Below are 20,246 nucleotides of genomic sequence, written 5' to 3' on the forward strand. Positions count from 1 at the left end.
CTTACTCCGCCACCATCAACATCGCGGCGAAGCGGTTGCTCCCCACCGGCTTGTCCGGATTCACCGCCATCTGCGAAATGTCCCCGTCCAGGAAGAGGGCATCCTTGCAGCCGAGCTTTAGGAAGAGACCCGCGAAGTCCCAGAAGTTCACCTCTTGGTCCTTCGCCGTCATCGCGAAGACCACCCGGCCCTCGCCATCGATCCCCACGCCATTGCGGTGCTTCTTGTTAGGTGAGCCCTCCTTGAAAGTCGGATGGCGCTTGCCCTGATCCAGCAGCAGGGGGCCGGATTGGATTCCGAGCCGCACCGCTGGCATCGGCTTCTCCCAATTCGCGAAGGTACCCGTTTCGTGGATGTAGGCCTGCTCGACGTCTTTGCCTCCGAAAGCCTTGCGGATCAGGAAGACGCCGTTGGGCTTGAGGAAGAAGTTCCCCTGCCCCGCCGCGATGTTGAGCGGGTGCAGCTGCTTGCCGCCCTCCACATGCAGCCCGGAGGGGATGCCCCCGGCCTCGAAGATCCCGGCATTCATCAGGAACTTCACTGTCTTGCCTTGCTTGGCATAGGCTGCCTGCACCTTGTCGAAGGTCCGGTAGGGCTCACCCTGGGCGTCTTTCCACGCCACTTGGACCAGACTGGGCTCCAGCCTTACCACCCGGAAGTCCGCGTCAGCATATCTCACGCTCTCCTCCTTGACCTCTGCCCACAGTGGCGCGGCGAGGAAACACCACAGGCAAGATACGAGCTTCATGCCGGAAGAATCCGCCGGCCTCCTGCGGGTAGCAAGAAGCCCCGTGAGAAGAACAGGTGAAGACGGGACCATCCATCGCCGCAATTGCAGCCTGCATCCGTAGCTTCCATTCCGCTAACCGCCCCGGAAACTTGGCAAGGGCGCCCAAAGTCCAATGGCACCCGAGTAGTAATCCCGCTCATCCTCCCGGCCACAATTCCGGCACAGTACATGCAGGTCTCCCTGCTCGACTCCCGTCGCCCCACCTTCCAGAATCCGTCCCGTCCATGTCGCGCAGAACCAAGATCATCATCACCCTCGGCCCGGCGACGGAAGCCGAAGAGACCATCGGCCAGCTCATCGAACTCGGGACCAACGTGTTCCGCCTGAACATGAGCCACGCCAAGCACGACTGGGCACGCGAGATGGCCCGCCGGGTCCGCCGCGCCGCGGCCGAGCGCTCGGCCCAGGTGGCAGTCCTCTTCGATCTGACCGGCCCCTCGATCCGCACCGGCGATCTGGCAAAGCCCTACGAACTCAAGATCGGCGACATGGTCGAGTTCCGGAAATCCACCGCCGAGCCCAGTCTCCCGCTGTCCACCACCGTGAACTACGACGGGCTGATGGACGACGTGGCGGAGGGCCGGACCCTCGTCGTCGACAACGGCACGATGCTGATGGAGATCAAAGTCCGGAAGGACGACCGCATCATCTGCGAGGTCAAGACCGCCGGCAAGATGGGCTCCCGCCGCCATATCAACCTGCCCGGCACCCGTCTCAACCTGCCTGCCCTTACCGACAAGGACCGCGTGGATCTCGCCCTCGCCGTGGAGTGCGACGCCGACTATATCGCCGGTTCCTTCGTCCGCGATGCCGCCCACGTCCGCGAACTCCGTGACGCCGTGGAAGCCTTGGAAGGCGGGGCCCAGATCGTCTCGAAGATCGAAGACCAGGAAGCCATCCGCAACATCGACGCCATCATCCAGGCGACCGATGTGATCATGGTCGCCCGCGGTGACCTCGGCACCGAGGTCGCCTTCGAAGAACTTCCCATCCTCCAGCGTCGCCTGGTCAAGCGCTGCCACGAACTCGGCAAGCGCGTGATCGTCGCCACCCAGTTGCTGGAGTCGATGATTCAGAATCCCACCCCAACCCGCGCGGAGGTCACCGACGTGGCGAATGCCGCTTACGAAGAGGCCGATGCTCTGATGCTCTCCGGCGAGACCAGCGTGGGCCTGCATCCGCTGCGTTGCGTGGAGGCGCTGGTAAAGATCAGCATGCGCATCGAGCGCACCGGCGGCCTCGGCTTCGGCCAGTGCGTGCTGCTGCGCGATGAGCGCCAGAAGGCCGCCCGCGCTGCCGTCACCCTGGTGGACACCCTGCCGGATGCCCGCTTGATCGTCCTCACCCGACGCGGCGTGATGGCGAATCACACAGCCATGCTGCGCCCGCGCACCAATGGCTTTTATGCCTTCACTCCGAAGGACCGGGTCTGCCGCCAGCTTGCCCTGACCCGCAACATCGAGGCATTCAAGCTGCCCTTTGCCGCCACCATTGACGAGACCATCCAGCGGGCGATCGAAATGCTCCGCCAAGCGGATCTGGTCAAACAGGGCACCCCGCTGGTGATCGTGTCGGACATTCTCTCCGACCACTTCGCGGCGAATTCGATCCTGCTCCACCACGCCTGAGGCGGCCTCGCGGAGCGCGGGGGTTGGGCACTTTCTCTCGCCCGGGCGGTCGGCCCGGAGGGCTCACCACGCCCGGGGCTTCCGTAAAATCCCCAAGTTGTCAGACAGATTCCATCTTGCCGCCGGGTGACAAATGGGCTCTTCTCTCCAATGTGACACCCTCGTCACGTGGCCGAAAAACCCAAGCCTAACCCGAAATGCCCTCCGTTTTCCGCCCAGCGGCCGCCCTGCTGCCGGCGCTTCTCGCTGCACTCATCGCGCGCCCTGCGGCAGGCGCGGATCTGTTGGTAGATTTTAATTCCACCAACCAGGAAGGCGGCCCGCACAACATGAGCGGCTACCAGCCCTACAACGCGGGCCATGAGGTCGCCGCAGACTTTTTGGCCGCCCGCACCTATAGCGCGTTCAACACCACGGTCTCCCTCAAGGTCACCTGGCCGGACACAACGAATGTCCATGTCCAGCAGATGATCGACCGGACTGCAGGGAACGACGCCTATTGGGTCGGCCAAAAGCTCGATCTCCTCACGGACTTCATCGGCATCGATACCCGCACCGCGGAGGGCGGGCGCGGCAACTATGATGGTGTCACCGGCTTGCCTACGCGGATGATCTTCCGCCTCACCGGGCTCCCGACCGGCCCCTACTCCTACCGGTCCTACCACCACGATACCGAGAATCTCAATACGCCCTTCATCGTCGAATACTCGACCAACGGTGGCACCAGCTACACCACTCTTTCCGGCGGCCCGTTCCGGATGACAGATAGTAGCCCCGGCGGCACCCCGGCCTCCGCGCAGACTTACACCGGCACCGGCAATCAAGATCCGGCCACCTTGCCCTCTACCATCAATTTCAACCTGGTTGCACAAGCCGGGCAGGATGTTTTGGTACGATACACACCGTACTCCTATGCTGCGGGCACCCACGTCCAGCTCTTCGGGGTGAATGGCTTCGAATTGCGTGCCGTCTCGCCACCTTCGGGACCGACTGACATCGCGCTCGCGGGCAGCACGATCGCACGCACAGCGGTGGAAGGCACGGTCGTCGGCAATCTCAGCACCACCGATCCCACCCCGGCTGACACCTTCACCTACTCGCTCGCCGAAGGCCTGGGCTCAGACAACAACGCCGACTTTTCCATCGAAGGAAATACCCTCGTGGTGGAGCGGCAACTCAGCGAATACAACAATGGCCAGATTCTCTCCGTGCGCATCCGCTCCACCGATGCCAACGCGGGCTGGTTCGAAAAGATCTTCACCCTGCAGGTGGTCAATGACTCCGATGCCGACGGCTTGGACGACACATGGGAACTCCTGCACTTCCAGAACCTGAATCAAGTCGCCAGCGGCAATCCGGACAATGATGGCCTCACCAATCTGGAGGAACTGCAAGCTGGCACCGATCCACTCAATCACGATACCGATGACGACGGACTCTGGGACGGTCCGGAGCTGAAGCAGTATTTCACCAATCCGCTCAGCGCCCACAGCGATGGCGACGGCCTGACCGATCGCGAGGAAGTGCTGCAGTACTTCACCGATCCCAATGATCCCGACTCGGATCATGACGGCTACGACGATGCCTTCGAGATCTCCCAAGGCACCAACCCGAAGAACTCCAGTGATCACCCTCCCTTCCCCCTACCGCTGAGGATCAATGAGGTGCTCGCCAGCAACGGCACCGGCCTCAGCGATGGCAATGGCGACGAGTCGGACTGGATCGAAATCTACAACCCGAATCCCTCGCCGGTGAACCTGCAGGGTTATCGCCTGACCGATAGCGCGCTGGAGCCCGGCAAGTGGGTCTTCCCCTCCGTCCAGATCGGGGCAAACTCCTATCTGGTGGTCTTCGCCTCGGGCAGTGGTGTGCCGGATGCAATGGGTAAGCTCCACACGAACTTCGCTCTCTCCGCCGACGGCGAATATCTCGCGCTCAGCCGTCCGAACGGCAGTATCGACGACCAGTTTTCCTCCGGCTTCCCCGCGCAATTCACGGATGTCTCCTACGGCCGCCATCCCACCAGCGGAGCGCTACGCTACTTCTCGCCACCGACTCCCGGAGCGGCGAATGGCAGCGGCTACGAGGGCGTGGTCGCCCCCCCCGCCTTCTGGGTGGGCCGCGGCTTCTACGACACGGCGCAGAACGTGAGCCTCAGCTGCCCCACCCCGCTGGCCCAGATCCGCTACACCGCGGATGGATCAAAGCCGAATGTCACGACCGGCACCATCTATTCGGGTGCCCCCATTTCCGTGACTACTACCAGCAAGCTGCGCGCGATTTCCTATCGCAGCGGCTGGCTCTCACAAGCGGTGCAAACCCACAGCTACGTCTTCGTCAATGATGTCGCCCACCAGCCGGCGAATCCCCCCGGTTGGCCCACGAACTGGGGCTACAGCTCGGATGCCGGCGCAACCGTGCCATCCGACTACGAGATGGACCCGCGGGTGGTGAATAGCACCCTGCCCGGCTACTCGATCCGCGACGCGCTGTTGGATATTCCCAGCGTCTCGATCAACATGCCGATGGCCGACTTCATCGAGCCGCCCGGTGGCATCTATGCCAGTCCACTCGACCGCGTGGAGAAGGAATGTTCGGTGGAGTATCTGCCGGTCGATGGCAGCCAAGGCTTCCAGACCGACTGCAAGGTGGAGATCCAAGGCAACGCCAGCCGCCGCCCGGCGCGCATGCAGAAGCACTCGCTGCGGCTGACCTTCAGCTCTGCGATCGGCATCCCGAAGCTCGATTTCCCGCTCTTCCCGAACTCGCCGGTCACCAAGTTCAACAAGCTGGTGCTACGTGCCTGCTTCAGCGACAGCTGGGGTCTCGTCAGCTGGGACTCCCCGCGCTACCGCCCGAATGATGCCCAGTACATGCGCGACGTGTGGATGAAGCGCAGCTTCGGGGACATGGGCCAGCCGACCAGCTACGGCCGTTACGTCCACCTCTACGTGAACGGGCTCTACTTCGGACTCCATGATTTCACCGAACGGCTGGAGGATGACTTCTACGCGGAACACCTCGGCGGTAGGTCCGAGGATTGGGAGGTGAATGCCGACTTCGCTACCGGCAGCCCGCGGTGGACCCAGATGATGGCGATTGCGAACTCAGCAAACATATCCACCCCCGCCGGCCTCGCGTCGATTCAGCCCTACATCGATCTGGAAAACTTCGCGGACTACATGATCCTGCATTTCTACGGCGATGCCGAGGACTGGCCGCATCACAATGGCTACGCCGCAGCCAACGCGATAAGTGGTGATGGCAAGTTCCGCTTCTCCGTCTGGGATCAGGAGATTGCCCTGAACAAGTTCACTTGGAACCGCTACAGCACCAATCCCGGCAACAACACCGCCGGCACGCTATTCCAGCGTCTGCGGCTCAATCCCGGCTTCCGCCTGATCTTCGCGGACCGGGTCAAGAAGGCAATGTTCGATGGTGGCGCGCTCACGGTGGCCAAGAGCGGCGGCCGCTATCTCAATATCGCCGCGCAGATCGACAAGGCCATCGTCGCCGAGTCCGCACGCTGGGGCGACACCGCGGACAAGACACCCTACGGCAGCACCATTGCGCAGCCGGTGCCACTCAACAACCTGGACTCCGACAATTATCCGCCGGCTCCTCATGCCAGCGATCCGGGCGGCATTTACTTCACCCGCGAGGACTCGTGGCTGGTCGAGCGCGACCTCACGGTAAACTACTACATTCCCATCGTTAACAGCTCCACGGACAGTCGCGGCCTGATCCAGGAACTGCGTGCCAACAATCTCTATCCGGCACTCGATGCCCCGACCTTCAGCCAGCACGGCGGCATCCTCCCGCCGGCCCAGCCGCTATCCATCACCGCACCGCTGGGTGACATTTATTACACCATCAATGGCAGCGATCCGGCCGACCCGGCCACTGGCAATCCGGCGGCTGGCAGCACGCTTTACACCGCCCCCTTCACGCTGCCATCCGCCCTGACCGTGAAAGCCCGCGCGCGGCTCAGCGACGGCACTTGGAGCGCGCTGCTCGCCGCCTCCTTCCAGCCGGAGCAACTGGTCGCCGAGTTCATTCCCGGCGGCAGCGAGAGTTGGAACGTCGATGCCAACTGGACTAATCCACCCTATCCCAACAGCAGCGGCGCCCGTGCCCGTATCCTCGCTCCGGCGAGCGGCGACAGGAATATCGATCTGATCGGTGCGACCACCGTCGGCGAGCTCGTCTTCGAGCAGGGCAGCACCACTTTCCGCAACCGCGTGCGCGACCAATTCGTGGTGAATCCGCTGAGTTTCCAGTCCGCGCAGGGCAACGCCTTGCTCCGCGTGAACGGCTCGGGCACCGGCTGGGTGGAGTTTGAACTCGCCTCCCAATGCACCCTCAATTCGCCGCTCACCGTTGAGGTGAACAACATTGTCGGCAACAAGGACTTCGGCGCGCTGCGGCTGCGCACCGTCTGGAATGGCAGCGGCGGCTTGACCAAGACCGGACCCGGCCTCGCTTCCCTAACAGGTGAGGGCAAGCTTTACACCGGCCCTACCCTCATCAGCCAAGGCGTGCTGGCGGTCAGCGCTCCCGCCACCATGACTGCGAGTTCATCGGTAACCGTAAGTCCAGGTGGACAACTCCGCCTGACTTCCACTGGCACTCCCGAAGAACCGGGCCTCCATGCCTTCGGAGGGCCGATTCAACTCAGCGGCATGGGTCGCAGCGGCGTCGTCGAAGGTGCAGGCATGGGGGTGCTCGGTGCCCTGCGTTACGATCCGGGCAATAGCGAGAACTACGCCAAGGTGACCAATCCAATCGCCTTCGCCGGTGCCAGCGACCTCCACGTGGATGGCAGCGACAATCACCTCGAACTTGGCGGCACACTCTCCGGCAACTCCGGTTGGGTGAAGAGCGGTGGCGGTGTCCTCCGGCTCTCCGGAAACAGCCCCTCCTATCTCGGCGCGATCCAAGTGGACAACGGCAGCTTGGAGTTGGCGGGCAATCTTGGCAGCGCGATTCAGCTGGCCTCCGGCACCTCGCTCAGCGGCTACGGCCACAGCGGTGCACTCACGGGCAGCGGCAGCCTCCTCGTGGATCGCGGCATCCTCCATGCGGACTCCCTCTCGGGCTTGGCAGCGACCTTCGTCTTCTCTCAAACCGGGTCGCCGGATTTCTCGCAAACCGCCAATGCTGGCAACGGCACCTTGGTCGCAGACCAACTCAGCGGGCCGATCTCGAGCCTCACGCTCTATCTCGATCTAGCCTCGCTGCAAGCCGGCGACCGTCTCCGCGGCGGCCTCCTGCTGCCGCCCGGCAGCGATTGGCAGGCGGCGCTCGTCGAATCCGCTCCGCAGGTTTTCGCACCGGATGATGCTGGCGGGCAGTTCTTCAATGGTCGCACGTGGTCCCTCGTCTCCAACGCCCGCCTGACCCGCGTGCCCATCACGGTGAATCTCGGCCAAGGCAATATCAACGCGGAGATCCTCGAAGTCCGCCTCGATGGCGCTCCCACCCATTTCGCCGCGTGGCAAGCCGCTGCCTTCACCCCGGCCCAACTCGGCAACCCGGCGATCTCCGGGGAGAATGCAGCACCTTTCGGCGATGGTGTCCCGAACCTCCTCCGCTATGCGCTCGGCACCAGCGGAGCCGGACAGGTAAGTCTTCCGGAACTCGTCCGCAACGGCGGCAGTGCCAGCTTCCGCTTCCGCTACAATCCCGCCCTCTTCGACTTGGTCTATCAGGTCGAAGCCACCACCAACCTCTCCGATTGGTCGAACCCGGTGATCCTGTTCAATTCCACCAGCTCGTCCCTCCAGCCCTCACCCGACGGTTACCTGACCATCACCGATCCATCGCCACTCCAGATCCGCCGCTTCTATCGCCTGCGGGTGATCCGGCAAGCACCGTGAGGCATTTCGCAATGTCCCGCGATCACGTAATACCAGACGGGGGAGAAATCGGACATAGTCGTCCGCGTAAGGGAAATTGCACAGCTCCCCCAAAGCAAACAACGGGACATTAAGACCCTCGGCCACTGGAACGGTTCCCCCCTCTAGTGTCCGGGGGTCATGTCGCGCCACCCTGTAGCGTCGGTCTATGACCGTCGCACTTCCGCGGCCACAAGCCGTATCGTGGGATGCCTGGTCAAGACACCGTGGCCTGGTGAATCACCATCTGCGGGAAGGGAATGTCCCATTCCCTCTCATTGCATATGTCGATGCAAGCCGCTTGGATCATCCGCTCCAGCGCTGAGAAGCGTTGCGCCGCCTCGCCATTGAAGTCGGCCATCACCCGGTAATCGAGCGAACTCGCGCCCGCGGCATTGAACTCGACGCGAACCGAGCGCACCAGCTCGCGGCCCAAGTTCTCAACCAAGTGTCTCAGCACGCTTTCCTGCAGCGCCTCAGGAATTTCACTCGTGGCTCCAGCGCGGTGTCCATAACCGATGCCGAAAACCGTGGCGACGCGGAAGCCGCGGGACAGGTTCTCCGGACGTTGATCCAGGAAATCGGCAGTTGGATAGGTCTTCAAGCTGCCACCCAGACGCAGCACGACCACCTGTTCCGGGGTCTGCTGCAGCACCTTGCCGAAGGTCGCATCAGACAGCCGCACCCAGTCGTTTTCCTTGGTCGGAAACCATGGCTCCTTCGCCTCTGAAATGCGGGAGTGCAGCGGCAGCACATCCTTCACCGGCAAGCGCATGGTTCCCCCGGTCAGCTCGGGATTACTAAAGTCGCAGTACATGTTCAGCGTATCCACCCGCCAAGGGATCCCGCTGTAGATCAGGCGCTCACCCTGCCGCACCGGACCGAGGTTGAGGATCACCTTGATCTGCTCGATGTAAGGGGGCAGCGCGCGCTTGGAAGCCCACAGCAGGCCGAGAATGAAGATGATCGTGATCGCCAGCATCAGCCAGTCGCCCTTCAGATAGAAGATCAGCGTGGCGGTGAAGACAGCAAGCACCACTGCGGCCGCCGCCACGATCAGATCCGCGGAACGCGCCATCAGCCCGTTTCCGCGCTTGCGGTGCAGCGGACTGATCTTGCGCACGCCGCGGTAGATCCGCCGCGTGACCAGGTAGACCACCAGAGCCGAGCCGAAGGCCAGCAGGAGGTTCAGCCCGCGACTACGCCAGAAATCGGAGAGCATCCCCGAGATCATGTCCAAGGCGGAGGGCGTATTCTTCTCCCGCTCCTCGATTTGCCGCGACAGGGTCTGGGTCTCGCTCGACGCCTCGTCCACCCGGCTGGTCCATAGATTACGGATGGCATCCAACTCGGTTTTGACATCGCCATTCTCCGCGGAGGCCAAAGCCACCTTGGCGCGATCAAGCGCCGCCTTCGAAACCTTCTGCCGTTCCGACCACACCCGCAGTTCGGAACGCAGCTCCTCCATCTCGCGCGGCTTGGAGGTCGCCTCGCGAAGACCGTTGAACAGCGGCTTGAGGAGATCCTTGAACTCGTTGTCGAAGCTCGCCTCCTCCTCCGCGGCGCTCAGGTAGGCGCTGTCCTCCACTCCCGTTGCCACGATCCGGAAGTTCGAGCGCAACTGGTTCACCCGCTCGCGCTGGGCATCCACCCGCGTCGTGATTTCCTTTTTCGCTTCGTCGGTCGGCGCCTTCGCCAGCTCGGCACGCAGACTCTCCAGCTCTTTCTCAGCGTTGAGGATCGCCGGGATCAGACCCTGCAGGGTCTCCAGATTCTTCGCGACATCGGCCGGCGGCGGCAGAGCCTTCGGCTTCTTCTGCGCGAAGGCGGTGCCAGCCACCATCAAGAGGACTGCGATAACCCGGAGCAAAATCATGGCCGGACCCTAGGACAGGCCCGCACGGCCCTCAACCCCCGATGACTCCATGCCAAGCCCATAGCGTGGGATCGAGCTCCGCCCGTGCTGCAGTGATGATCCCATCAGCTTTCGAGGCATCCTCCAGCACCGCGAACATGGTTGAACCGGAACCGCTCATCAGCGCCCCTGTCACTCCTTCCCTGGCCACCAGCCAAGCCTTCACCTCGGCTAGGAAGAGATGCTTCTCAAACACCGGGCGCTCCAGATCATTCACCAACTCGCCCCACGAGAAAACCTGCGGGCCGTAGGCGATCCCCGGCAGCTCCCGCGAATCCTTCCAACGCTTGTAGGCATCCGGCGTGGCCACCCCGAAGTTCGGCTTCAGCAGCAGCACTGTTAGAGCGGGTAGGGCCGCAGCCGCCTCAATGGTCTCGCCGCGCCCCGTCGCCCGTGCGACTGGCGGCCCGAGGAAGAAAGGAATATCCGAGCCTAGCGTCGCGGAAACCTCCATCAGTCGCACCGTGCCAACAGGATTCCCGCTCAAGCGGTCCAGCGCCTCGAAAGTCGCCGCAGCATCGCTGCTGCCGCCACCGAGCCCCGCGCCGTGCGGCACCCGCTTCTCCAAGCGAATCGCCAGCGGCTGAGCAAACCCCGTCGCTTCCCGGTAGGCAGCCACCGCCTTCAGCACCAGATTGCTGCCATCGGCGGGCACCGTGGGATCGTCGCAGGTAAAGGCATCCGTCGCCGCAGGCTGGACGCTCAGCCGGTCGCAAAGCCCAGGCAGCCGCACCATGACCGAGTCAATCTCGTGAAAGCCATCCTCCCGCCGGCGCAGCACGCGCAGGGAAAGATTCAGCTTCGCCGGAGCATCCAAAACCATCGCCTCCTCGCTCATCTCACGCCCTCCCCTGCAATCAAGGCCAGCATCCGCCCGGTATTCCCCTTCTCGATCCGGTAGCTGTAGAAGCTCTCCAGATCGCAGGCGGTATCCTCGCCGAGGTCGTGAAACTCGCCCACACCCACCGCCGCCGCCTGCCGCGCAATTTCCTTCGCAAAATCGATCTCATAATTCGGCGGCCGAATGCATGGTCCAAGGACCACCACCAGATCTTGCGCCCGGGTCCCGTAGGTGCGCGCCATCAGCGCTACGCCCTCTTCGAGGATCCCCAGCTCGGTGCCCTTCTTACCGGAGTGCAACAAGCCCACCGCTCCGGTACCTCGGTCGGCCAGCCAGATGGCACCGCAATCCGCCACGTAAATTCCCAGCACCTCGCCTGCGGTCCCGGTCACGAGACCATCGGCACTTGGCACCACCGGTAGCCCGTCGCCGCCCGGAATCGTCGCCGCGCCCGGCACGGTCGCAACGCCCTTGCCGTGGACCTGCTCGGCCCGCCACCAGCGCTCTGCGCCGAAGTCGGCTCGTACCCGGGCTTCGTGGAGAGGCCGCAGCCGCGCCAAGGTTTCATCACGATCGGTGGTCGTCTCCACCCCAGCCAAACGCCCGATCCAAGCCGCCTTGAAGCCGGGCAACCGGTTGATCGGGTCTAAAAAAGAGAGCGCCTCCGTCACGGGCACAAACCGTAACGGAGGCGCGATCGATCCGCCTAGGGGTTTTTATCGGCGGCCTCGTCGCTCACGCGATAGCGCGCGCCCGAATGGCACGCTTCGTGTGCTCGACGGCCTCTGCCTGGTCTTCGTCCAGTTCGGACAGAATTCCTGCGAGGTCCGCGGCAATTTCCTTCCGCATTCTGTTCACCAGATCCACACCCTTGCTAGTGATGCGGACCATGATTTTGCGGCGATCTTCCGCGGCGTGGACGCGTTCGACATACCCCAGCTTCTCCAATCGGTCGACGAGGCCAGTGGCCGCGGCGGTCGAATGGCCCATCTTTTTCGCGATATCCGACATGGTCAGATAGTCTTCGCTAGAAAGGTAGGTCAGGAGGAAGAACTGGGGGAATGACACGTTACCCTTGTTGAGTTCGTTCGACAGGTTGAGAATGCAGCTACGCTGCGTTAACATGACGAAGTCAGCGATACGATCTGCATCGACGTGCTGGGCGCTGGACGCGCCCGAGGTGCTCAGTTTCATGGCTGGTTGTAGTATTCATCTTTCGGGACATGTAAGGGAGCACAGCCTTTGCGAGGAAGAACCTAACAAGGATGCCGAACTGTAAGCAAGACCAAATTTCAAATTTATCGCCTAACACTACGAATTTAGGCCGATCGTTTTGAAATTCATGGCTTTGCGGGTTCTGCACTCGAGTCTTTTTGTGTTTCAAGCTGTGACGAGGGATGCCCTTCGGCAGCAGGTGCGGACAAGGCGGGACCCTCCTCCGGTTCTGCAATTGGCCTATAATATACCGAATCCCCAACTTTCGCCACTCCTGAACGAACATCTGCTGCTAAATATTGCCCCAGCTTTTCCCCGGTAGCCGCCAGATTCGACGTACGTCCTTCATTACCAATCCCCGACAGCAGCCCCCCATCGGGCACTTTCCAAGCACCATAGGTTTCAATTAGCACAAAATCAGCCCCCGGGGGGGTCGAAGCCACCCTCCCGACCAACACGGGATGGGCGGACTTCGGTTTTTCCTTCGGCTCCTCGTCCTTGAAGAGGGAGCAGGAATTCAAAAATAAAGACAGGGCGCAGACCGGAATCACGAGGACTCGCATGGCAAAGATAGCGCCATGGACGCCCCCGGGCATTCAAGCCCGGGATGGCGTCTCGCTCCGGAATTTCCCTTCCTCCCCTTCCCCGGCTCAGCCGATGTCGTTCTCCAACACGATGCGGTAACGGGCCTTGCCGGAGCGCAGATGCTCCATGGCCTCGTTCACCTTTGACATCGGGAAGCTCTCCGTCACCGGCGCAATCCCGTGACGGGCGCTGAAGGCGAGCATCGTATCCAGCGCCGAGGGACTGCCGGTAGGCGATCCCGAGATCGACTTCTGTCCGAAGATCAGGCCGAAGGCCTGCACTGGCATCGGCTCTTGAATCGCTCCGACCACATGCAGGCGGCCGTGGGACGCGAGCGTGTTCAGAAGCCCCGGGACATCGATGGGCACGTTGATGGTGGAGATGATCAGGTCGAGGCTGCCGGCGATCTTCTTGAGAGCGTCGGCGTTCCTGGTGTTGTGAACAAAGTGGGCACCCAGCTTGCGGGCCTCCGCCTCCTTGCTGTCGCTGGTCGTGAAGGCATGGACCTCGCAGCCCCACTTGTTTGCAAACTGCAAGGCCATGTGGCCGAGCCCACCGATGCCGATCACGCCGACGCGGGCGCTTGGCGGGATCTGATAGGCCAAGAACGGAGTGAAGACCGTGACACCGCCGCAGAGCAGCGGCCCCGTGACCGCTGGATCGAGCCCCTCCGGAAGCGGGCGAGCCCAGATCCACTGCACCCGCAGGCGATCCGCGAAGCCGCCGTGACGGCCAACGATGGTGCCTTGGTTGGTCGCACAGAGATTGTGGTCGCCGGCGATGCATTCCGGACAGGACAGGCAACTGAAGGCCGTCCAGCCTACCCCGACGAGTTGCCCGATCTTGAGACCCTTGGCATGCTCACCGAGTGCCACCACCCGACCCACCGCTTCGTGACCTGGGACGAAAGGGTAAGCCGACATGCCCCAGTCATTGTCGAGCATCGAGAGGTCGGAGTGGCAGATGCCGCAATGGGTGATCTGGATCTCGACCTCCTCCGGACCGAGTTCGCCGGGATCGTAGGTAAAGGGTTCGAGGAGTCCCTTGGAGCTTGTGGCGGCGTAGGCGTGGATCTGGCTCATGGTCGTGAACGAGGGTTATGGTTCTAGGGGTGGGAAAAACGCGGAGAATCACCCGACTTCTCAACCCTTCTTCGTTCCGACGCCAGAGGGATTTTCTGCGAGGCAAAAACGCCACCGATTCAGGCGACCATCTAGCAGACGCACCGGAATTGCAGGATTGTCACGATCTGCGGCGGATGGCATGAAAGCGATTGCCCTCGGATCCAACCATCCATCCCTCCAAAAGGTGAAAAAGGCTCCCGCGGTAGTTCTCATCCTCGTCTTGGTCGCCGCCTTTCTCATTTGGAAGCGGGGGCTCTTCGGCACCCACATTCACCTCAGCACGCCCGAGATCATGGGTGGTGTCGTGCGGACCGATGGCGAAACGGGAGGCAGGCTCTATTATTTAACAAGCCAGTGGGAGAAGCGGATCTTCCGTACCAGCAGCCGCAGCAGTTCCAGCACGAGAACCGAGGGCAGGCTCAACATCGACCTGTGGGAACTCGACGCTGCTACCGCCCAGCCGGTGGTCCGGCGTAGAATCAAACAGGCCAAGGTGAACGGCGACGCCAAGGCGATGGGGATGGAACAAGGCATCCTCTGGGCCCGGATTCCCGAGCTCATTGGTATCCGCTTGAGCGATGGTGAGATCGTCGCGGATGCCACAAAGATCGAGGCGCGCAATCCCACGCTCGCAGGCCTGATGCCGAAGCCTGCCCAAGCCGGCACCTTTCTAACGGAATCGATGCAGCCGCTGAAATTCTCACCACAGACCGGCATGATCGTGCGGCTCGACGATGCCCGCCTAGTGAGGATCGATCCGCTGACGCTTGAAGCCACGCCCCACAAGGAGAGCCAGGACTCCAGCAAAGCAGGCCCGGAAACCTTTGGCTCCAAGGTAGTATCCATCAGCAACGGGATGGACTGGTGGGCGATGGTCCGGGGCCTCGCGATCCAAGCACCTGCGGAAGGCAAGAACGGTCAATGGCTGGGTCTCCTCGCGGAGACCGATTTGGCCATGATGCAGGAACGCCACGTCATCAGTCCGCAGATGGACTTCAGCACTCCCCGGCGGCAGAAGCTCCATCGGGCGGAGCTGAAGACGGTACAGGAGTTCCTCGGCGCTCAGTTGACCTTCGAAAATCCGAGCGTGTTGGCGGAAAGCCCGGAATTCTTGATGGCGGGCCTGCTGACCCAAGGCTCCGGCGGCACCAATGGACAGAGCGCGATGTATCGGCGGGAGCCGGACAGCGTCTTCGTACTCTCCCGCGATCGGCTCGGTGAACAAGGCCGCCTGCAACTCGCCCGCATCTCTGGCCCGAAGGGCACCCCGGTGTGGGCCACTGCCCTGCCGCTTTCCGACATGGGCGCATGGCTCCCGGGTGAGCGCTACGCGGTGATGCTGGGTCCCGATCCTTCAGCTCAGCATTCACCGATGGCCGAGGAAGGCGAGAACACCGTCCCTCAGGTAATCGCTATCGATCTCAAGAGCGGCGAGGTGAAGTCCTTCAATCCGGATCTGCATCGCGATTGGCCGGTTCAAGTGAGCGGAACGACGAAGCCCTGAGAGAAGTGCGCTAATTTCCCTCCTTCGACATTCGCAAGATCGTCGCCCGCAGTTGCCCGTCGCGAACTTCCAGCTTCTTCACCACTTCAGCCTGATTCGGGGGGGCCACCCTGCCGTCCGGCATGCCGACGAGCTGGATTTGCCGCGCCTCCTGCAGCGCGGCAAAGTTCTCTTCGAAGGCTTGATAGGCTGCCTTCAGGGACGCCATTTCTAACAAAGGCTCCGCAACCGTCTCTGGAACGGAAGGGCCGGCCTCCTGCTTGGCCGGGTGCCTCATCATCAGCTCTGCTGTGGCCACAGCGCCCAGCAAAGCCATGGAAATTACCGCCGTCGTCACGCGTTGCCGAGTCCACTTGGTCCGGGGCTTTCGATCCGGCGAGTTCTCCGCGATTTGCTCCTTCACCTCCTCGAAGCGCTCGCGAAATTCCGCAACGGTCCGGAAGCGCAGATCCGGCTCTTCCTGTAGTGCCTTCAGCAGGACCTCATCGATCCGCATGTCCACAGCCGCGCGCCTGGATGGCGGTGTGATCTGCCCGCTGCCCGGACGCTGGCCCGTGATCATCTCATACAGCACCACGCCCAGGGAATAGATGTCGACACGGTGGTCGCTGGGAGCAGACACACGCTGCTCCGGAGCGGCATAATCCGGTGTCCCCACCGCAGCCAATGTCGGCAGAGCCGGAAGCCCCGAGACTGCCGGGAAAGCTTCTTCCCCGACCGGTTCATCCAGCATCCGCGCGATCCCGAAATCCGCGATCTTTACCACACCATTGCGATCGATGAGCAGGTTCTCCGGCTTCACGTCGCGGTGCACGATTCCGCGGTCGTGTGCTGCTTGCAGGGCATCGCACACGGGCCTGATGATTTCCAAGGCCTCCTCCGCATTCAGCCGCCGACTCTGGATCAGCTGCCGCAGATTCACCCCATCCACGAACTCCATCAACAGATAGAAATAGCCCCCCGCTTCGCCGAAATCATGCACGCCGACGATGTGTGGATGATTGAGTGCCGCAAGCGATCGCGCCTCGCTCGCAAAGCGCCGCGCGAACATCGGATCCCCCGCCCGCTCCGGGGCCAGCAGCTTCAACGCGACGTGCCGGTGCAGCGACTTCTGCCGAGCCTTGTAGACCACGCCCATGCCGCCGCGTCCGATCAGGGACAGCACATCCAACTGCGGAAAGAATTCCGCTAGCTCCTCCACGGTCGGGACCGCGAGCGACTCCTCATCCGCCGCTCCTCCGATGCGCGTGAGCGTGTCGAAGTTCAGCGACCCCAGGCAGCGCGCGCACAAGCCGTCCACACTAGCTCCCGCCAGCGGAGAGCCACAGCGCGGACAGGCAGCCAGCGCGACTGCTTCCGCCGCCACCGAATCTTCCTTTTTTGCGGTTCCGCTCATCGTTGTCCCAAGGTGGAAATTAGCGACCGCATCTCATCCTCCACCTCCCCGGGAGAGGCCACCGTGCCCGCCACCTCCGCGCGGAAGATCTCCCGGAAACGCCTGCGGAAGCGATGAACCAAGCTCCGCGCCGATGCCGGCAGGAGCTGCAACTCACGAGCGATCGCCGCGTAATCGATGTCACCGCGCTCGGCTGTTAGACAGGACTTCAGCACTGCGAAATCCCCCGGTCGCGTGCTCCGCTCGTATTCCCGGCGCATGTGATCCAAGGTCGTCTGCATCAGCACCATCGCCCAATTGCGGTCGAACTGCAGTTCATCCGGCACGGTCGAGCTCGCCGCAGCGCTGGCAGCAAACAAGCGCTCGCCCTCCTCGGATTGCAGGCTCACGAGTTGCGAAGCACCGCCGCGTTTCTCCGCCTTCGCACGGTCCCACTCGTTTGTCAGGAAGCGCTTCATCGCCACCAGCAAGAATGTCCTCAAGCGCCCGCGATCCGGCTGGGCTGATGACAACCAACCTTTCTCCAGCAAGCGAGAGAAGAACTCGTGAGTGAGATCCTGCGCGTCATGGGGCGAGTATCCCCGCCGCCGCACATAGGCATAGAGCGGCGAGAGATACTGCCGGTAGAGCGACTCCACCGAGGCGTTCACATCCGCCAGCGAATGCCCTTGGGCACCGATGACGATGGACCATCGGGTAGTATGGAACTCTCCCGAGTGGGTGCGGAAGGCATTCGGCATAGCTGTCAGCTCAGGACAAAAGGAAAACGATGCGCTGCAGACGGAGTAAAGTCCGAGGGACCGGAAGACAAACTGCAAAAGCATCGGCCGGAGGACTCCGGCCGATGCCGATGGGAAAAGCGGAGGTCGATTTGTCCCGGAAGCGGCCTTTATCTTTCGACCGGGGTGGCGGGTGCCGTGTCCTGTCGAACCGCGGCTCTGCCACGGCCTCGTCCGTTGATCTCCGCCTCAATCAACATTTCGATTTTATCCAGCTCGTTCGGAGTATTCCTGACCACCAGCATGCCGGAAGAGGTCAGGACCGCCGAGGCTCCCTCCCCAAACTTAACACCGCACAACTTCAGCAAGTCCTGAATCGGAACGAGTGAGCTCCCGAAATTCGGGGGCACGGTGAAGGTGCGGTTGAAGAGGTCTTCGGGTGCATCTAGAGAAACGAGGGTGACCGCGAAATCATCCACCTTGTAGCGGAAGCGGGTGGAGTCGCAGACGTATCTGAGCGCTTCGGCCAGCGGGACATTGCGAAGGCGGAGTTCCTTGATGCGGGGAGTCTCCGGTTTAGGCGCCTCGTTGCCCGCCGCAGCGGCAGGCTTTCCCGCGGGCAGGCGGACCACGAAATTCAACCCCTTGCGGGCAGGATCGGGTTCACTCGTATCGAGCTCAATGGACTTCTTCCTCAGAAAGTCGACGGCCTCGTCCAAGCTCGTGTCGTCAAATTGGATCGAAGGAATGACGATATTCCGGAGTTTCTCCAAAATGTAGCTGGTGCCGGCGGACAGACCGCCCTGATTCGTCGCTTCCTTCGGCCCGGCGAATCTCTCGAGTTCATCCATCTGCTTCCTCAAATCTGCCCGAGCACGAGCGATATCGATCGGACTCTGAATGATTCCGCCCGGGGTGTTCGCGGAGCTTTTCCTTTCCGCGGATTCGAGTATGGCAAACATACGGGCCAGCTGTTCCCGAATCAAATCAGCCCTCGCCTGGACGGCCTCGGGTGGGAGGCTGGAAGAGCGTTCCCTTTCGGCAGTTTCGACCCTCTTTTGTAGGGCTAGAATGTCGTCCAGCTTCGGGCCCGGATCCTTCGATGCCGAAGCCGCTTCCACGGCTGGAACAGCCAAAGTGGCACCCTCCGGCGGCTCGGCCCTGCGGTAAGCAGCGAGAGTTGCCTCGAATCCGGGCCTCTCTTGCTCAGTGGCCGAAGCGACCGACTTCTCCTGCTCGGCAATCGCCTCGTCGCGCTTGCCTAGCAGGAAGAGGGCGCGCGCCTTGGTATCGAGCACTCTGGGCTTCAGATCCGCGTCTTCGCCACCCAGTTCGATGGCGATGTTAGCCAGTCGCAGCGCAATGTCCGGACGACGCTTAGAGGTATCCGCCGAAGTGATCATGTTCCACGCCAGATCATTGATCGTTCCGGCGCTCTGGGTCATGTCCTCGCGATTGGCAACGGCGATTCTCTCTTCCGCTCCAATCTGGCCGCCCACCACCGCAAGCCACTGCATGCGCTTGTCGAGAAGCTCCGGACCAGTTCCGTCCGCGACCTCCCGCGCCGATCCAATGACGGCTTGAACGCCCTCTTGGTATTGTTCCGATAGCACCTTCTGCTCGATCTCACGGATCTTTGCCGGCGCGTCCTGTGCTTGGAGCAATGGCGTGAGCAGCGCGGAGAGGAGCAGCCAGGATTTGATGGATGGTGGTTTCATGGGGTTGATTCCGGAGAGTTGGAGTCGGGCGGTGCCGCCTGCCGATCAGGTTGCAGCCACCCTTCATTTACCTTTTTAAGAATCCACCACCCCTTGTTGCAGAGTTTGGGAAGATTTCACGAAATCGTCTTCAGGCCCCCCGCCGCGGGAGCGGGGGATGACGAAGGCGTAGTTCTCCCTTTTGATTGGGAGAAATCCCAGCGTGAAACACGCTGGCGGAGGGGGAGGGATTGTCCTCCGGGCCATGCCAGTTTGCGGCTTCTCCGTTAAGAATGGGGCGCTAACGCTCCCACAGCATTCAAACCCTTCCCGCCGTGCTCGAAAAGGTTCTCACCCTCCGGTTCCGCAAGAAAAACGGATGCCGCAGGCATACTTCTTCCCGTTTCTGTTTAGGGAAGATTCCAGCGTGAAACACGCTGGCGGACCGGGAGGGATTCGAACCCTCGGTACCCTTGTGAGGTACGCACCTTTAGCAAAGGTGTGCTTTCGACCACTCAGCCACCGATCCTCGGAACTTGCGTCGCGCGGAGGTTGAACACAGCCCGCGGAACTCGTCAACCGTCCTGAAAGAGAAATGTCACTGAATTTCCCCGCTCAGGGTTCCACGGGGGTCCGCTCGGCGCCGTTGACCAGCACCTTGCCCTTGGTCCGCAGGTCCACCACGTCGCCAGAATTGAGCGCTCCGTAGTCCTTTTCGTTCACCGAGAGGGTCTTGCCATCGGTCTTCGCCTTCACGGATTCGCCGTTGAATTCGATCCCGTCGTTGCCACTCGTCGCGCTGCTGGTCTCGGTAGGCACGTGGAAGGTGACTCCCCCGCCCTTCAGTTCGTCGCCGTTCTTGGCGACGAAGAACAGCCTGCACCCGCCGGGCGCGAGCACCCACATCAGTATCAGGATCCAGATTTTCATAGCGC

The 20,246-nt window shown here is 62.1% G+C and carries 14 protein-coding genes and 1 tRNA gene; 3 read left to right on the forward strand and 12 right to left on the reverse strand.

The genetic code is table 11. The features are described 5' to 3' along the window. Nucleotide 1: 1 nt before the first annotated feature. Nucleotides 2-748, reverse strand: a complete 747-nt coding sequence (locus BV071_RS04935) for a phosphodiester glycosidase family protein (protein WP_052572911.1) — start codon at nt 746-748, stop codon at nt 2-4. Between the two features lie 266 nt (nt 749-1,014). Here BV071_RS04935 and pyk point away from each other — a divergent pair, with 266 nt between their 5' ends. Together pyk and BV071_RS04945 are read left to right on the forward strand one after the other, a co-directional pair. Continuing rightward, nucleotides 1,015-2,418 carry a pyruvate kinase gene (gene pyk, locus BV071_RS04940; RefSeq protein ID WP_035603054.1) on the forward strand — a complete coding sequence of 468 codons (1,404 nt, stop codon included), beginning with the start codon at nt 1,015-1,017 and terminating at the stop codon, nt 2,416-2,418. A 197-nt stretch (nt 2,419-2,615) separates the two neighbouring features. Beyond that, nucleotides 2,616-8,297, forward strand: coding sequence for a chitobiase/beta-hexosaminidase C-terminal domain-containing protein (locus tag BV071_RS04945; protein WP_035603056.1), 5,682 nt, complete (start codon nt 2,616-2,618; stop codon nt 8,295-8,297). 235 nt (nt 8,298-8,532) lie between these two features. Here BV071_RS04945 and BV071_RS04950 read toward each other — a convergent pair whose 3' ends face one another. The 6 genes from BV071_RS04950 to BV071_RS04970 form a co-directional block, all read right to left on the reverse strand. Next, nucleotides 8,533-10,191 carry a hypothetical protein gene (locus BV071_RS04950; protein ID WP_265594087.1) on the reverse strand — a complete coding sequence of 553 codons (1,659 nt, stop codon included), beginning with the start codon at nt 10,189-10,191 and terminating at the stop codon, nt 8,533-8,535. A gap of 31 nt (nt 10,192-10,222) precedes the next feature. After that, on the reverse strand, nt 10,223-11,068 hold the full coding sequence (gene ispE / locus BV071_RS04955) for a 4-(cytidine 5'-diphospho)-2-C-methyl-D-erythritol kinase (protein WP_035603059.1): 846 nt from the start codon (nt 11,066-11,068) through the stop codon (nt 10,223-10,225). After that, the gene (locus BV071_RS04960) at nt 11,065-11,703 is read right to left on the reverse strand and encodes a laccase domain-containing protein (RefSeq protein ID WP_265594088.1); all 639 of its coding nucleotides are present in this window, start codon (nt 11,701-11,703) and stop codon (nt 11,065-11,067) included. Before BV071_RS04960 ends, ispE begins: the two co-directional genes overlap by 4 nt. A 103-nt stretch (nt 11,704-11,806) precedes the next feature. Continuing rightward, nucleotides 11,807-12,265, reverse strand: a complete 459-nt coding sequence (locus BV071_RS04965; protein WP_035603060.1) for a MarR family transcriptional regulator — start codon at nt 12,263-12,265, stop codon at nt 11,807-11,809. 146 nt (nt 12,266-12,411) lie between these two features. After that, the gene (locus BV071_RS35175; RefSeq protein ID WP_265594089.1) at nt 12,412-12,849 is read right to left on the reverse strand and encodes a hypothetical protein; all 438 of its coding nucleotides are present in this window, start codon (nt 12,847-12,849) and stop codon (nt 12,412-12,414) included. A gap of 87 nt (nt 12,850-12,936) precedes the next feature. Then, complete coding sequence (locus BV071_RS04970) at nt 12,937-13,953, reverse strand: NAD(P)-dependent alcohol dehydrogenase (protein WP_035603062.1); 1,017 nt, start codon at nt 13,951-13,953, stop codon at nt 12,937-12,939. Nucleotides 13,954-14,179: 226 nt separating this feature from the next. Between BV071_RS04970 and BV071_RS04975 the strand changes: the two genes are divergently transcribed. Further along, a complete protein-coding gene (locus BV071_RS04975) occupies nt 14,180-15,499 on the forward strand; it encodes a PA2928 family protein (protein ID WP_265594090.1) in 1,320 nt (439 codons plus the stop codon). Nucleotides 15,500-15,509: 10 nt separating this feature from the next. On the opposite strand, the gene BV071_RS32520 is transcribed toward BV071_RS04975, so the two are convergent. From BV071_RS32520 to BV071_RS05000, 5 genes are all read right to left on the reverse strand, one after another. Beyond that, a complete protein-coding gene (locus BV071_RS32520) occupies nt 15,510-16,895 on the reverse strand; it encodes a serine/threonine-protein kinase (protein ID WP_052572913.1) in 1,386 nt (461 codons plus the stop codon). Next, the gene (locus tag BV071_RS04985) at nt 16,892-17,635 is read right to left on the reverse strand and encodes a sigma factor (RefSeq protein ID WP_035603067.1); all 744 of its coding nucleotides are present in this window, start codon (nt 17,633-17,635) and stop codon (nt 16,892-16,894) included. Before BV071_RS04985 ends, BV071_RS32520 begins: the two co-directional genes overlap by 4 nt. Nucleotides 17,636-17,784: 149 nt before the next feature. Then, a complete protein-coding gene (locus BV071_RS04990; protein ID WP_035603069.1) occupies nt 17,785-19,332 on the reverse strand; it encodes a hypothetical protein in 1,548 nt (515 codons plus the stop codon). Nucleotides 19,333-19,749: 417 nt separating this feature from the next. Beyond that, nucleotides 19,750-19,840: transfer RNA gene (locus tag BV071_RS04995), tRNA-Ser, on the reverse strand. Nucleotides 19,841-19,926: 86 nt separating this feature from the next. Beyond that, nucleotides 19,927-20,241, reverse strand: coding sequence for a hypothetical protein (locus BV071_RS05000; protein ID WP_035603071.1), 315 nt, complete (start codon nt 20,239-20,241; stop codon nt 19,927-19,929). Between the last annotated feature and the right edge of the window lie 5 nt (nt 20,242-20,246).

This window comes from Haloferula sp. BvORR071 (assembly GCF_000739615.1).
Taxonomy (GTDB): domain Bacteria; phylum Verrucomicrobiota; class Verrucomicrobiia; order Verrucomicrobiales; family Akkermansiaceae; genus Haloferula.